Consider the following 14591-nt stretch of genomic DNA (forward strand, 5'->3'; position numbering starts at 1 on the left):
CGGGCCCGGGCAGCCGGCCCGACCAGTCGTCACGGAAGGGGCTGGTCGGGGCATCGTGCCCGGCACGCTGAGGCCATACCCAATTCGGCCGAGGAAGCAAACCTGAACGCCAACGCAATGTCCGATCGAGTCACCGTCGACGCATCCGGACGCACCGCCGCCGTCATTCCCGCGGCCGGTCGCGGAGTGCGGCTCGGCCCCGGTACGCCCAAGGCGCTGCGCGCCCTCAACGGCACGCCCATGCTGATCCACGCGGTCCGCGCGATGGCGGCCTCCCGTGCCGTCTCGCTCGTCGTCGTGGTCGCCCCGCCGGACGGCGCCGCCGAGGTCCGCACCCTTCTCGACGAGCACCCCCTCGCGGACCACGACCCCACCGAGGTGCTGGTCGTCCCCGGTGGCGGGACCCGTCAGGAGTCCGTGCGGCTGGGCCTGCGGGCCCTCACCGACGACATCACCACCGTCCTCGTCCACGACGCCGCGCGCCCCCTGGTGCCCGTCGACACGGTCGACGCCGTCGTCGCGGCCGTCCACGACGGCGCGCCCGCCGTCGTCCCCGCGCTGCCCCTCGCGGACACCGTCAAGCAGGTCGAGCCGCGCACCGGCGACGCCGCGGGCGAGCCCGAGCCGGTCGTCGGCACGCCCGAGCGGGCACTGCTGCGGGCCGTGCAGACCCCGCAGGGTTTCGACCGCGCCACCCTGGTGGCCGCCCACGAGAAGTTCGCCGCCGCCGCCCGCGAGGGCGAGGGCGCCACGGACGACGCCGGTCTGGTCGAGCGGCTCGGCACCGAGGTCGTCGTCGTGCCCGGCCATGAAGAGGCCTTCAAGGTGACCCGGCCGCTGGACCTGGTCCTGGCCGAGGCCGTACTCGCCCGCAGGAGGGCCAACGATGGCTTCTGAGCCCCTGGTGCTGCCCCTGGTGGGCATCGGCACCGACGTGCACGCCTTCGAGGAGGGCCGCGAGCTGTGGTGCGCGGGCCTGCTCTGGGAGGACGCCACCCACGGCCTCGCCGGGCACTCCGACGGTGACGTCGCCGCCCACGCCGCCTGCGACGCGCTGTTCTCCGCGGCCGGCGTCGGCGACCTCGGCGCCCACTTCGGCACCGACCGCCCCGAGTGGTCCGGCGCGGCCGGCGTCACCCTGCTGGCGGAGGCCGCCCGGATCGTACGGGCGGCCGGTTTCGAGATCGGCAACGTCGCCATCCAGGTGATCGGCGTCCGGCCGAAGATCGGCAAGCGGCGCGAGGAGGCACAGAAGGCCCTCTCGGCGGCGATCGGCGCCCCGGTGTCCGTCTCCGGCACCACCACGGACGGTCTGGGCCTCACGGGCCGAGCGGAGGGTCTGGCGGCGATCGCCACGGCCTTGGTGGTGCGTTCCGCCGCCGGCGCGGCCTGAGGACGTCCCGTCCGCACCACCGCTGCGCGGCGGTGTCCTCAATCGCCGGACGGGCTGCACATGCAGTCCGTCCGGCGATTGAGGACGCGCCCGCAGGGCGCCGGGCAAAGGTCCCTCGGCCGAGCGCGCGCTGCGAATACGGTGAAAGCGACGCCGTCACCGAGGGAAGGACCCCACCGTGTCAGCCGCACTCTCCGACGACCTGAAGAAGCTCATCGACGACAGCCCCGTCTTCGCGACCGTGGCGACCGTGCAGCCCGACGGCAGCCCTCAGCTGACGGTCACCTGGGTCAAGCGCGACGGTGACGACCTGCTGATCTCGACGACCGTCGGCCGCCGCAAGGAGAAGAACCTCCGCCGCGACCCCCGGGTGACCGTCATGATCAACCCGTCCAACGCGCCCTACACCTACGCCGAGGTCCGCGGGAGCGCCACCCTCACGACCGAGGGCGGCCAGGAGCTGATCAATGAGCTGTCGCGGAAGTACACCGGGAAGGCCTACGCGGAGTTCAACCCGGCCGCGAAGGACGACGCCGAGCGCGTCGTCGTCCGCGTGACCCCGCGCAAGGTCGTGGGCTCGCTCTGAGCCGGGGCCGTCCCGCCGCTCCGGACGGGAGCGGCTGGACGGGGCCGTCAGGAGCCGTCGGACGCGCCCGGGGCCCCCACGCCCACGCGGTCGGGCTCCTTGGGCTCGTACGGGCGCTGCGCTCGTGCCGCCGGCGGGACGTCCACCGTGCTGCGCAGTGGTGCCTCCGGTGCCGGGCCGCGCCGGTCGTCGTCGGCCGCCGACTGCTGGCGCATCTCCTCCATGCCCTTCTGCAGCACCCGGCGCAGCCACTTGCCCAGCGGGCGTTCGACACAGCGGTGCAGGACCCAGGCGGCGCCCAGCATGAGCACGATGATCCCGCCGACGAGCAGCGGCGCGGGGACCGTGTGGCGCAGCCAGTAGGTCAGCGTCATGCCGATGTACTGGTGGATCAGATAGAGCGGGTAGGTCAGCGCGCCCGCCGTCGCGAGCCAGCGCCACTGCAACCGGTCGCAGTACCCCAGCGAGATGAGCGCCATCAGGACGAAGGCGATGAAGACGATCAGCGTGGCCGGCCAGGTCGGAATGACCTCGCTGGCGTTGTCCGAGACCCGGCGCGGCACCTGGTGCAGCGCGAGCAGCAGGGACATGATCACGATGCCCCAGAGCACCGCCGTGGGCTTGAAGCGGTGCATGAGATAGAACGCGATGCCCGCGATGAAATAGGGCGAATAGATCGGCATCGCCCACATGTCGAGGAGTTTGTTGTCGACCGTGGGGGCGGTGATCGAGACCACCGTCCAGATTCCGCAGAAAAGCACGCATTTGCGGTAGGTGACGCCCGTGGCGACGACGATCGCGAAGAGGACGTAGAACTTCAGCTCGATGAACAGCGTCCAGTAGACGCCGTCGACATCCCAGACCCCCAGGCCTTGCTGGAGCATCGTCAGGTTGGTGAGGACGACGTCCCAGTTCTTCACATCGCGGACCTGGGGCCACATGGTGATGACGCCGGCGGTCAGGAATATCGCGACCCAGTAGGCGGGGTAGATCCGCGAAACCCGGGAGACCACGAAATCGCCCAGGGAGCGCCCCCAGGTGCTCATGCAGATCACGAAGCCGCTGATCAGGAAGAAGACCTCGACGCCGAGCCAGCCGTAGCGGGCGATGGGCTCCGCGGCGGGAAATATCTCGGCCGCGGGCCGGTCCCAGCCGCCGCGCAGCGAGACGAGATGGAACAGCACGACCATGAGGGCGGCTATCAGACGGAGCCCGTCCAGGACGTAGAGCCTGGGTGCGGAGCGCCGGACGGCTACCCGGCCGCCATCGAGATCACCTCGGCTGGCGAAACGCATGTCGTCCTCTCCCGTTGTGCAGTCGGTTCATAGTATGCAGGGGCTATTCGCAGGCATGTTGACATAGGAACCTGTCTGCGTCGCCGTGACGGTTCTCTCGTGATCACTCTCTTCACTTCCTTCACTTCTGCACACTTGAATTCCCCGAGATGGTCGCTTGACCTCCTCGAATGTCCGCCATCGCGCGTTCGAGACCACGCTTGATCGCCCGTGCCAGCGGGCGTTCCACATAGCGGTGCGTCAGCCAGGCGGCCTGCAGCATCCCGAGCACCAGTGCGGGCAGCAGGACATAGCGCGGCACGTGTCCGTCGGCGTGCTTGATGACCACCCAGCCGATGCGCTCGTGGAGCAGATAGAGGGGGTAGGTCAGCACCCCGGCCGTGGCCAGCCAGCGCCAGTCGAGGCGGCGTGTCCAGCCGAGCGCGACCGCCATGACCGCGGCGAAGAACACGGCCATCAGCAGCAGGGTCGGCCACCGCGGGACGCTGTGCCCCATATGGCTCTCCGCTCGTGCGTGGGCGGCGAGCAGATCGTGCTGCACGATCAGGAAGCTGCCCGTGACGATCAGCCAGAGCACCAGATTCGGTCGGAATCGGTACATCAGATAGAAGGCGATACCGGCGATGAAGTACCAGCAGTCCTGCGGCAGCAGGATCTCGCTGAGCGTCCGGTCGTCCACGCCCCTGGCGATCACCGCCGCGACGGCCCACAGGACGCAGAAGCCCACCGCCCGCCGGTACGTCAGCCCCTTCCAGGCGACGAGCGCGAAGAGCAGGTAGAAGCGCATCTCGATCCACAGCGTCCAGTAGACGCCGTCGACGGGAGCCACCCCCAGGGGGTCCTGGAGCATCGTGAGGTTGACGGCGACGTCCTGCGGCGTGGGCGTCTCATTGACCACCGGCCAGAGATAGAGGACGAACGAGACGGCCAGCACCGCGAACCAGTACGCGGGGTAGAGCCGGGTCACCCGCGAGGCGGCGAACCGTCCGACACTCTTGCCCCAGCAGCTCATGCAGATCACGAAGCCGCTGATCAGAAAAAACAGCTGAACACCCAGCCAGCCGTACGAAGCCGGCAGATAGGCCGTCGGGAAGAGCGACCGCGACGGCCCCTCCCACGCGCCGCTGCCGAACGCGATGTAGTGGTACGCCACCACCATCAGCGCCGCCAGCAGCCGCAGCCCGTCCAGCGCGGCCAGCCTGCCGGGCGCCCGGTCCGGCTCCGGCAGGGGCCGGATGGGGGCCGGCGGTTCCGGGTGCTCCTGCTGTACCGGCAGAGTGGAGTGCAACGCCCCTCCTGGGTTCCGCGGCACCTCACCGAGAAGATGATGAGGCGTGCCGGGGAAGCTACCACGGGTATTTGTATTTTTGACGCAAAAGGCAAATAACGGGCAAAACGTGCCGCGAGGGTCCGGATCCGGCGCCCGGCGGAACCGGTACGGAAGCCTCCACAACCCCGCCGACAGGCGCAATCCCTGTCCGGACCTGGTCTTCCCCCCGGCCGGAAAGCCCCTACTGCCCGGGGCACTCCCTTACGCCCACTACCCTGGTTCCGTGACCATTCGCCTGTACGACACCAGCGCCCGGCAGATCCGTGATTTCTCCCCGCTCACACCGGGCTGTGTCTCGATCTACCTCTGCGGTGCCACCGTGCAGGCCGCACCGCACATCGGCCACATCCGCTCGGGCCTGAACTTCGACATCATGCGCCGCTGGTTCACCTACCGCGGCTACGACGTGACCTTCATCCGCAACGTCACGGACATCGACGACAAGATCATCGCCAAGGCCGCCGAGCAGGGCCGCCCCTGGTGGTCGATCGGCTACGAGAACGAGTGCGCCTTCAACGCGGCGTACGACGCGCTCGGCTGCCTGCGCCCGACCTACGAGCCGCGCGCCACCGGCCATGTGCCCGAGATGATCGAGATGATGCGCGGCCTGATCGAGCGCGGCCACGCCTACGCCGCCGAGGGCAACGTCTACTTCGACGTGCGCTCCTACCCCGGCTATCTCGCCCTCTCCAACCAGCAGCTGGACGACCTCCGCGCGGCGGGCGACGTCGAGGCCGGCAAGCGCGACCCGCGCGACTTCGCCATGTGGAAGGCGTCCAAGCCGGGCGAGCCCAGCTGGGAGACGCCCTGGGGCCGCGGCCGCCCGGGCTGGCACCTGGAGTGCTCCGCCATGGCGCACAAGTACCTGGGCGAGTCCTTCGACATCCACGGCGGCGGCCTCGACCTGATCTTCCCGCACCACGAGAACGAGATCGCCCAGGCCAAGGCCTTCGGCGACGACTTCGCCGCGTTCTGGGCGCACAACGCCTGGGTCACCATGAGCGGCGAGAAGATGAGCAAGTCGCTCGGCAATTCGGTGCTCGTCTCCGAGATGGTCAAGCACTGGCGCCCGATCGTCCTGCGCTACTACCTCGGCACCCCGCACTACCGCTCGATGATCGAGTACAGCGAGGAAGCGCTGCGCGAGGCCGAGTCCGCGTTCGCGCGGATCGAGGGCTTCATCCAGCGCGCCTGCGAGCTGGCCGGCCAGCAGGTCGAGCCCGCCGCCGAGGTGCCGCCCGCCTTCGCCGAGGCGATGGACGACGACCTGGGCGTCCCGCAGGCGCTCGCCATCGTCCACACCACGGTCCGGCAGGGCAATTCCGCGCTGACCGCCGACGACAAGGACTCCGTCGTCGCCCGGCTGGCCGAGGTGCGCGCCATGCTCGGCGTGCTGGGCCTCGACCCGCTGGACGAGCAGTGGGCCGGCTCCGGCGCGGACCGCGGCGATGATCTGCACGGCGTGGTGGACGCGCTGGTCAGGCTGGTGCTCGAGCAGCGGCAGGCGGCCCGGGGGCGCAAGGACTACGCCACCGCCGACGCCATCCGCGACCAGCTCCAGCAGTCCGGTCTCGCCATCGAGGACACCCCGTCCGGCCCCCGCTGGTCGCTGTCCTGATCAGTGACGCCCGGCACCGCCGGGCGTCCTGAGAGACACTTTTCGTACGTACGTTTTCTGAGCCGTCCCCATCGGCCCTGAGCAGTAGAAGAAACAAGGTGACCCATGGCCGGCAACACTCAGCGCAGGAACCGCCGCACGTCCAACAAGAAGGGCATGCAGGTCGGCAGCGGAGGCCAGCGACGTAAGGCCCTGGAGGGTAAGGGCCCGACCCCGCCCGCGTCCGAGCGCAAGGGACACAAGAAGAACCGCCTCGCCAATGCCAAGGCGCGGCACGAGACCAAGCGTCCGGCCCCGCGCCGCGGCGGCCCCAAGGGCACCAATGAGCTGGTCGTCGGCCGTAACTCGGTCGTCGAGGCGCTGCGCGAGGGCGTTCCCGCGAACACGCTCTACGTCCAGCAGTACCTGGACAACGACGAGCGCGTCCGCGAGGCCATCCAGCTCGCCTCCGAAAAGGGCCTGAACCTCATGGAGGCGCCCCGCCCGGAGCTGGACCGGATGACGAACGGCCTCAACCACCAGGGCCTCGTGCTCCAGGTGCCGCCGTACGACTACGCCCACCCGGACGACCTCACCGCCGCCGCCTTCGACGCCGGCGAGGACCCGCTGATCGTCGCGCTCGACGGCATCACCGACCCGCGCAACCTCGGCGCCGTCGTCCGTTCGGCCTCCGCCTTCGGCGGCCACGGCGTCGTCGTCCCCGAGCGCCGCGCGGCCGGTATGACCGCCAGCGCCTGGAAGACCTCCGCCGGTACCGCCGCCCGCACCCCGGTGGCCCGCGCGACCAACATGACCCGGCTGCTGGAGTCGTACCAGAAGGCCGGTCTGACGGTCGTCGGCCTCGCCGCGGACGGCGATGTCGAGCTGCACGAGCTGGAGGCCCTCGCCGGTCCCGTCGTCATCGTCGTCGGCAGCGAGGGCAAGGGCCTCTCCCGCCTCGTCGGCGAGACCTGCGACTTCCGCGTCCGCATCCCGATGCCCGGTGGCGCCGAGTCGCTGAACGCCGGTGTCGCGGCCGGTGTCGTGCTCTACGAGGCCTCCCGCCGCCGCGCGTAAGCCGTGACCGGCGGACCGGGACGGGCCGCGGGGGCAGCCGCCGCCGCACCCGTCCCGGCCCGCCGGAATCTCCCCGCCGGGCCGGACGAACCCGTCACCGCCCGGACTTTTCGGGGCGGTCGCGGATCATTCGGGCGTGCCCCCGAAGGGCAGTTGGTGATCTTGACGGGTCTCGGACAGTTCGGGTCGGTCAAGGCAGTGTCCTAATCTCAAGTCACTCGGTTAGATGAGTGTGGACACCAGAACACCCCGCACACCTACGGGGGGAAGCTCTTCGGGGTACGACGACCAGCCCGCGCTGAGTACGGTGAAGGTTCCGTCCGACCCCGCGCAGGTCGTCGTCAACCACGTGAGTTTCCGCGTGCAGCTCGCCCGGCCCCCGCGCGCCGCCCGGCAGTTCGCCGGGATCGCCGACACGGCGCAGCTGCCGACCGTCAGGAGCGCGGCCAAGCGGCGCGCCCCGGTGGTGTGGAGCGGGCGGACCGAGCCCGGCGAGTCCGCGCCCACCCAACTCCTCCAAGCCATAAGAGACTCCGGCGCGGCCGGCCCGGATCCGGTGACCGCCGGGGGCCATGACGCGGGCTCCACCCAGGTGCTGCCGCGCATCCGCGTCGACGACGCCCCGACCACCGTCATCGGCCCCCGTGGACCCGCCGAGCCCACGGACACCACCGGCACCCGCAGTCCCACCGGCCCCGGGACCCAACTGCTGCAGGGCGTACGCCCGACCCACAGTGCGTACGACGAAGAGGCGTACGACCACTCCGAGTTCGACGGCCGGGACGGCCGCGACGAGGGGTACGACGAGGACGGCACACCGCGCCGCCCCGGCGACTCCGTCCGGCACGCCTACTACCCCGGCCGCCGGATGAATCTCGGCGTCGTCCTGCTCCCCCTGCGCGTCTTCCTGGGCTTCATCTCCATCTACGCCGGCATGGGCAAGCTCTGCGACCCCGTCTACTTCGACGGCGGCCGCCGCGGCTCCATGGTCACCTGGCTGACCTCCCTGCACCCCTGGCCCGTCGCCTCGCCGCTGCGGGACCTGGCGCTCAGCCACCCGGTCGGCGCCGGTCTGACCGTCGCCTTCCTCCAGGTCGTCGTCGGCGTGCTCACCATCTTCGGCCTCTGGCAGCGCGTCGCCGCCTCCATCGGCGTCCTGCTGTCCGCGACCCTGCTGGTCACGGTGAGCTGGCGGAGCGTTCCGGCGTACGACGCCCCCGACATCATCTACCTCGCCGCATGGAGCCCCCTGGTCATCGCCGGCGCCCCCTTCTACTCCATCGACGGCCGGCTCGCGAGCGAGGCCTGGCGGCGGCTCGGCCCGCGCGCCGAACTGTGGGAGCTGCGACGGCGGGTACTGCGTCGCGGCACGATCATGGCGACCGTCCTGATCGGTCTCTCGCTGCTGATCGGCTCGACGCTCGGCGGGGCCGTCCGCTCCTCCGAGGTCGCCCGGATGCCTGGCCCGGCCGACCCGCCCACCAACCACCTCCCCGGCTCGCCGCTCCCGCGGAAGCCCGGATCCCCGGCCAGCCCGCGCGGCTCCCAGAGCGCGGTGCCCCCCGGCACCCCCAAGCCCACCGCCCCCGGGCGGAAGACGGCGACCCCCACCCCCACCGGCCCGGCCGCGCCGGGCGCCGCCCGTACGCCGACGAGTTCGGCGGGCACCGCGGGGCACCCCGGCAACACCCCGGGTGGCGTCCGTCCCGCACCGCAGAGCCCGCGCCAGCCGGCGGCCCCCGCCGCCCCGCGCAGCCCCTCCTCGGCCACGGGTGGCTCCACCGGTGGCACGACGGGCGGCACGGGCGGTTCGACCGGCGGTTCGACCGGCGGCAGCTCCCGCGGCGGAGGCGCCCTGGGCGGTCTGCTGGGCTGACACCGTCATCGGCGGTGGACGGGCTTGTTGTGGCTGAACTCAGCCACAACAAGCCCGTCCGGCGTTTGAGGGCGCGCCCGCAGGGCGCCCGCCGCCGCGGGCGGCAAAGACGGGCCGCAGGGTCTAGGAACCGCGCTGAGCGGCAAGCTCCTTGGCCGCCTCGGTCAGGTCCTTGGCCGTGTCGATGGCGCGCCAGTACGCACCGTGCGGGAGCGGGAAGCCGGCCAGCCGGCGCTCACGGGCCAGCCGCGGGAAGGTGGTGCGCTCGTGGTCGCCGCGCTCCGGCAGCAGATCCGCGAAGCCGGCGGAGAAGACATACACACCGGCGTTGATCAGATAGGGCGAGGGCGGCGACTCGATGAAGTCGAGGACGTGCCCGAACTCGTCGGTCTCCACCGCGCCCCACGGAATGCGCGGGCGGGCCAGCGCCAGGGTGGCCGTGGCGTCGCGCTCATGGTGGAAGGCGGCCATCTCGCGGAGCGAGAAGCGGGTCCAGATGTCGCCGTTGGTGGCGTACCAGGGCTGGTCCGGGTGGGGGAGCGACGCCGCGGCGTGCTTGAGGCCGCCGCCTCGTCCGAGGGGCTCCTTCTCGACCACGGTGGTCACCCGGAGCGGCAGGTCGGCCGACACGAGCCAGTCCTGGAGCACCTCGGCCAGATGGCCGCAGGAGACCACGGCATCGGTGACGCCCTCGGCGGCCAGCCAGGCGAGTTGATGGCCGATGATCGGGGTCCCCGTGCCGGGGATCTCGACCATCGGCTTGGGACGGTCGTCGGTGTACGGGCGCAGCCGCGACCCCTGGCCGCCGGCCAGGACGACGGCCTGCGTGGGGTGCGGATGGGCGTGGATGCCGGTCATGCGTACGACGATATGCCGTGGCACCGGTCGCCCGGCGACCGGTGCCACGGCAACGCCCGCGGGGGGCGGTCAGTGGTTCTGGGCGACGCCGGTGGCGAAGGACGTGTCACAGACGGGCCGGGAGAAGACCTGGGCCTGCTTCACGGAGCCGTACTTGGCGACCGCGGCCCGCCCGAGCGCACGCGCGATGTCGGCGCAGTGGCGGGCCAGCGAGGGGCGTCCCTCGCTGGCCTGCTGGAGGTGCGTGAGCGCGACGCCCGGGTTCTTCTCCTGGAGCTCGGTGAGCAGCCGGTCGCGGAGCACCTCGTGCGGGGCGCGCGCGGCCTTGGCCTGAGTGGAGGCGGTATGGGAGGAAGCGGTGAGCACCTGCGTCCGGTCGCTCGGCGCCGCCCACGGGACGCGGGTGACCGCGAGGGTCCCGGAGAGCACGAGAACGACGGGGAGGACGAAGGCGAGAGTTCTGCCGATGTGGCGGGCGGCCTGGTTCATGTCGCAGATGGTAGCGAGGGGTAATGATATGGCGACATTTAGTCACCCGGTTGAGCGACGCGACAGCGCGTGAGTGCGGTACTGATGTTGACGCACGGGGATCGAAAAGCGCGTTGTGCGTGGGTATTTATCGGCAGCGGGTGCGATGCGGATGTCCACTTGTGCAATGCGCTCCGCGAGGGCCCGGGGACGACCGGGCCCCGCACCGGTGGCGTTCGGTGCGGGGCCGTCGTCGTGTGCGGGCGGGGCTTCAGTCGCTGAGGCGCTCGCCCGAGGAGGTGGAGAAGACGTGCAGCTCGCCGGGGCGCGGCACCACGTGCAGGATCGAGCCCTTCTCCGGCACCCGGCGGCCGTTGACGCGCACCACGAGGTCCTTCTGCTCGGAGCCGACCTCGGCAGTGCCGTAGACGTAGCCGTCCGCGCCGAGCTCCTCGACCACGTTGACCGTGACGGCGAGGCCGGCCGGGGCGTCGTCGGCGGCCTTGGAGAGCGTCTTGGCGGTGGCGCCGTTCTGCTCGACCACGTCGAAGTGCTCCGGCCGCACGCCGACGGTGACCGTGCGGTCGCCGCGGTCGGCGGCGGCGGTCAGCGCCTGGCGCGAGACGGGCACGACGCTGTTGCCGAACTTCACGCCGCCGTCGGTGATCGGCACCTCGACGAGGTTCATGGCCGGCGAGCCGATGAAGCCGGCGACGAAGAGGTTGGCGGGGCGGTCGTACATGTTGCGCGGCGAGTCGACCTGCTGGAGCAGCCCGTCCTTGAGCACCGCGACCCGGTCGCCCATGGTCATGGCCTCGACCTGGTCGTGCGTGACGTAGACGGTGGTGATGCCGAGGCGGCGCTGGAGGCCCGCGATCTGGGTGCGGGTCTGCACCCGGAGCTTGGCGTCGAGGTTCGACAGCGGCTCGTCCATGAGGAACACCTGCGGCTCGCGCACGATCGCGCGCCCCATCGCCACCCGCTGCCGCTGTCCGCCGGACAGGGCCTTGGGCTTGCGCCCCAGGTACTCGGTGAGGTCCAGGATCCGCGCCGCGTCCTCGACCTTCTGCCGGATCTCCGTCTTGTTGACCCCGGCGATCTTCAGGGCGAAGCCCATGTTGTCGGCGACGGTCATGTGCGGGTACAGCGCGTAGTTCTGGAACACCATCGCGATGTCCCGGTCCTTGGGCGGCAGGTGCGTGACGTCGCGGTCGCCGATCCTGATGGAGCCGCCGTTGACGTCCTCCAGCCCCGCGAGCATCCGCAGCGAGGTGGACTTCCCGCAGCCGGAGGGGCCGACGAGAACGAGGAATTCACCGTCCTCGATGGCGATGTCGAGCTGATCGACGGCGGGCTTGTCGGACCCCGGGTAGATGCGGGTCGCCTTGTCGTACGTGACCGTGGCCATGGTGATGCGGTCCCTTCACCGGCAGGAACGTGCCGGACGATCCGAGTAAAAGGAGTGGTCCAGTCCAATTGGACGGGGTTGCGGGTGACGGTACCCGGGCGGGGGGCGGTTGTCAGCCCCCGGCGTTTGTGGCTGACGGAACAGGGCGCTGTGTAGAGTGGTGCCGCGTTCGCGGGCGAGGTCCCGCAACGGCTGCCGCCTTAGCTCAGTTGGCCAGAGCGTCGCTCTTGTAAAGCGAGGGTCGTCGGTTCGAATCCGACAGGCGGCTCAAGAAAAGCGCTGATCAGCGCAGCGACAAGGCCCTCCGGGAAGCTTCCCGGAGGGCCTTGTCCATGAGTGGAGCCGTCGGTCGGTTACTTACCGGCGGGCACCCTCACCCGCCGACCACTGCGGGGCCGTGCCCGCGTCGTCGTGGTGGGCCTGGACGGGTTCCACGGGGGAGTCCTGGTGGCCCGGCCACCAGGCCTTGTGGCCCAGCAGGGAGGTCACGGTCGGGACGAGCAGCATGGCCATCACGAAGGCCGTGAGGAGGATGCCGAAGGCGACCGCGAAGCCCATCTGCTGGAGCATGGAGTTCTCGGCGAGCATCAGGACGCCGAACGTGCCCGCGAGGATGATCGCCGCCGAGGTGATGGTCGGGGTGGACTGGGCGACCGCGGTGCGGATCGCCTCCTTCGGCGGCACGCCGCGGCGGACCTCCTCGCGGAGCCGGGCGACCATGAGGATGTTGTAGTCGGTGCCGATGGCGACCACGAAGAGGTAGACGATCACCGGCAGCATGAACAGCAGCCCGGTCTCGCCCTTGATGTCCTGGAAGAGCCAGACCGTCGCGCCGAGCGTGGCGCTGAAGCCGAGCGCGACCGCGATCATCAGATACACCGGGGCGACGAGGCTGCGCAGCAGCAGACCCAGGATGACCATGATGGCGAGACCGGCGACCGGGAAGACCAGCTTGTAGTCGTGGCTGACGGCCTTCTGGATGTCGGAGAGCACCGCGGAGGTGCCGCCGACGAGGGCCTCGGTGCCTTGCGGCGCGGAGGCGTGCGCGGTGTCGCGCAGGGTGCCGCCGGCCAGCTCGATGGACTTGTCCTCGGTGGGCCGGTACTTGAGCACGACCGCGTACTGGGCGACGGTCCCGTCCGGGTTGCCGACGGCGGGGGCCACCTGGCCGACGCCCTCGATGCCGGCCAGCTTGGTGCGGAAGGCGGCGAGGTCGGCCTGGTTCAGCTTGGCGCCGTCCTTGGACTTCAGGTACACCATGGCGGGGTCGGACTGGCCGGCGGAGAAGCCGCGCTGCATGTCCTTCATCGCCTGGACCGACTCGAGCTTCTGCGGCATCTGGCTGGAGGTGTCGAACTCGGCCTTGAAGCTGAACGCGCCGACGGCGAGGACGGCGAGGACCACGGTCGACAGGCACGCGACGATGCCGGGGCGACGGGCGACAAGGTTGCCGACGCCGTTGGCGAACCGGTTCTTCGGGGTCTTCTTCCACGCCTTGGACGGCCAGAAGGCCTTGGTGCCCAGCAGCGAGAACACGGCGGGGACGAGGGTGAGCGCGGCCACCAGCGTCACGGCGACGGAGATCGCGAGCGAGGGGCCCATCGCCCGCATCATGCCCATGGTGGAGAGCAGCAGGGCGAGGAAGGCGACGATGACGGCGCCGGCGGCGGAGGCGATGGTCTCGCCGACCTTGGCGACGGCGTCGGACAGCGCCTCCTTCGGCTCCTGGCCCTGCCGCAGGTGCTCGCGGTAGCGGAAGAGCAGGAAGAGGATGTAGTCGGTCCCGACGCCGAAGAGGACGACGATGAGGATCGCGGAGATGGAGGCGTCCGCCTTCAGCCCGCCGAGCTCGGCGGCGGTGCCGATGAGGCCGTTGGCGACCGCGGCGACCACGAGGATGATCAGGACCGGCAGGATCGCGATGAGCGGGCTGCGGAAGATGACGAGCAGCAGCACGATGATGAGGACCAGGGTCGCCATCATGATCATCGCGTCGGTGTCGCCGGAGGACTCCTGGGAGTCCAGCGCGCTGGCCGCCTGACCGGTGATGCCCATCTTCAGCTGGGTGCCGTTCAGCAGCGACTTGCCGTCGTTGCGCAGGTCCTTGACGGACTGGGGCAGCTTCTCGTCGAAGGCGTTCTTGGTGGTGGCGATGATGTTGGCCAGGGCCACCTCACCGTTGGGGGAGACGGCCTGGGGGCCGGTGACCACCTTGGCGATCTTCTCGCGGTGCTTGCCCTCGAGACCGGCCGACACCTTGATCACGTCGCTGCGGTCGGCGGCGGTGAGTTTGCCGCCGTCCTTGCGCTGGAAGACCACGATGGCGGCGGGCTGCTCGGTCTTGGGGAAGGCCTCCTCCTGGAGTTTGCCGACCCGGACCGACTCATAGTGCGAAGGGAGGAACTCCGTTTCATCGGTGGTGGACTTCAGCCCGGGCGCGAACACGGCCAGAAGGACGGCGGCTATGATCCAGCCCCCGATGGTGAGCCAGGGGCGGTGGACGGCGAACCGACCTACTCGTCGGAACATGGTGCTCCTTTAAAAGATTTAATCTTGCGCGGCCCGCCGACCTGTCGCGTGTTTGTGTGGCCGAGTGTTTGTACGGGCATGAACACGCTAGGCAGGGGGGTTGCTTGCGCACAACGGATTCAGGGGGAAATCGGTCCTGGGTCGGGGTACACCTCATCCGCCGGTAGGAGGGGC

The 14591-nt window shown here is 70.4% G+C and carries 12 protein-coding genes and 1 tRNA gene; 7 read left to right on the forward strand and 6 right to left on the reverse strand.

Annotated elements, in window-relative coordinates:
- The first annotated feature begins 117 nt into the window (after window positions 1–117).
- The 3 genes from ispD (at window position 118) to AB8O64_RS21160 (ending at window position 1979) form a co-directional block, all read left to right on the forward strand.
- Complete coding sequence (ispD, locus tag AB8O64_RS21150) at window positions 118–897, forward strand: 2-C-methyl-D-erythritol 4-phosphate cytidylyltransferase (protein ID WP_356449599.1); 780 nt, start codon at window positions 118–120, stop codon at window positions 895–897.
- Window positions 887–1393, forward strand: a complete 507-nt coding sequence (gene ispF, locus AB8O64_RS21155; RefSeq protein WP_365216374.1) for a 2-C-methyl-D-erythritol 2,4-cyclodiphosphate synthase — start codon at window positions 887–889, stop codon at window positions 1391–1393. The genes ispD and ispF overlap by 11 nt, the downstream gene beginning before the upstream one ends.
- A 178-nt stretch (window positions 1394–1571) precedes the next feature.
- Entirely contained in the window at window positions 1572–1979 is a 408-nt protein-coding gene (locus tag AB8O64_RS21160; RefSeq protein WP_362219692.1) for a PPOX class F420-dependent oxidoreductase, read from the forward strand.
- 47 nt (window positions 1980–2026) lie between these two features.
- Here AB8O64_RS21160 and AB8O64_RS21165 read toward each other — a convergent pair whose 3' ends face one another.
- On the reverse strand, window positions 2027–3274 hold the full coding sequence (locus AB8O64_RS21165; RefSeq protein WP_370420671.1) for an acyltransferase family protein: 1248 nt from the start codon (window positions 3272–3274) through the stop codon (window positions 2027–2029).
- Window positions 3275–3395: 121 nt separating this feature from the next.
- Window positions 3396–4562: an acyltransferase family protein gene (locus AB8O64_RS21170; protein WP_370420672.1), complete on the reverse strand. Its 1167-nt coding sequence runs from the start codon at window positions 4560–4562 to the stop codon at window positions 3396–3398.
- Between the two features lie 265 nt (window positions 4563–4827).
- Between AB8O64_RS21170 and cysS the strand changes: the two genes are divergently transcribed.
- From cysS to AB8O64_RS21185, 3 genes are all read left to right on the forward strand, one after another.
- A complete protein-coding gene (gene cysS / locus AB8O64_RS21175) occupies window positions 4828–6222 on the forward strand; it encodes a cysteine--tRNA ligase (RefSeq protein ID WP_356449592.1) in 1395 nt (464 codons plus the stop codon).
- A 105-nt stretch (window positions 6223–6327) separates the two neighbouring features.
- Window positions 6328–7278 carry a 23S rRNA (guanosine(2251)-2'-O)-methyltransferase RlmB gene (gene rlmB, locus AB8O64_RS21180; protein ID WP_184736345.1) on the forward strand — a complete coding sequence of 317 codons (951 nt, stop codon included), beginning with the start codon at window positions 6328–6330 and terminating at the stop codon, window positions 7276–7278.
- 226 nt (window positions 7279–7504) lie between these two features.
- Complete coding sequence (locus AB8O64_RS21185) at window positions 7505–9154, forward strand: DoxX family membrane protein (RefSeq protein ID WP_370420675.1); 1650 nt, start codon at window positions 7505–7507, stop codon at window positions 9152–9154.
- Between the two features lie 123 nt (window positions 9155–9277).
- On the opposite strand, the gene AB8O64_RS21190 is transcribed toward AB8O64_RS21185, so the two are convergent.
- The 3 genes from AB8O64_RS21190 to AB8O64_RS21200 all read right to left on the reverse strand — a co-directional run bounded on the left by AB8O64_RS21190 (window position 9278) and on the right by AB8O64_RS21200 (window position 11888).
- Window positions 9278–10012, reverse strand: a complete 735-nt coding sequence (locus tag AB8O64_RS21190) for a nucleotidyltransferase family protein (protein ID WP_356449588.1) — start codon at window positions 10010–10012, stop codon at window positions 9278–9280.
- A 69-nt stretch (window positions 10013–10081) separates the two neighbouring features.
- Window positions 10082–10501: a hypothetical protein gene (locus AB8O64_RS21195; RefSeq protein WP_370420676.1), complete on the reverse strand. Its 420-nt coding sequence runs from the start codon at window positions 10499–10501 to the stop codon at window positions 10082–10084.
- A 250-nt stretch (window positions 10502–10751) separates the two neighbouring features.
- Window positions 10752–11888 (reverse strand): ABC transporter ATP-binding protein, encoded by a 1137-nt coding sequence (locus tag AB8O64_RS21200; protein WP_370420677.1) that lies wholly within the window; start codon window positions 11886–11888, stop codon window positions 10752–10754.
- 194 nt (window positions 11889–12082) lie between these two features.
- On the opposite strand from AB8O64_RS21200, the gene AB8O64_RS21205 reads away from it, so the two are divergent.
- Window positions 12083–12156: transfer RNA gene (locus AB8O64_RS21205), tRNA-Thr, on the forward strand.
- A gap of 89 nt (window positions 12157–12245) precedes the next feature.
- Here the strand turns inward: AB8O64_RS21205 and AB8O64_RS21210 are convergent.
- Window positions 12246–14417 carry an MMPL family transporter gene (locus AB8O64_RS21210; RefSeq protein WP_370420678.1) on the reverse strand — a complete coding sequence of 724 codons (2172 nt, stop codon included), beginning with the start codon at window positions 14415–14417 and terminating at the stop codon, window positions 12246–12248.
- Between the last annotated feature and the right edge of the window lie 174 nt (window positions 14418–14591).

It is taken from the genome of Streptomyces sp. QH1-20, from assembly GCF_041283565.1.
In the GTDB taxonomy this organism is placed as follows: Bacteria; Actinomycetota; Actinomycetes; order Streptomycetales; family Streptomycetaceae; genus Streptomyces; species Streptomyces syringius.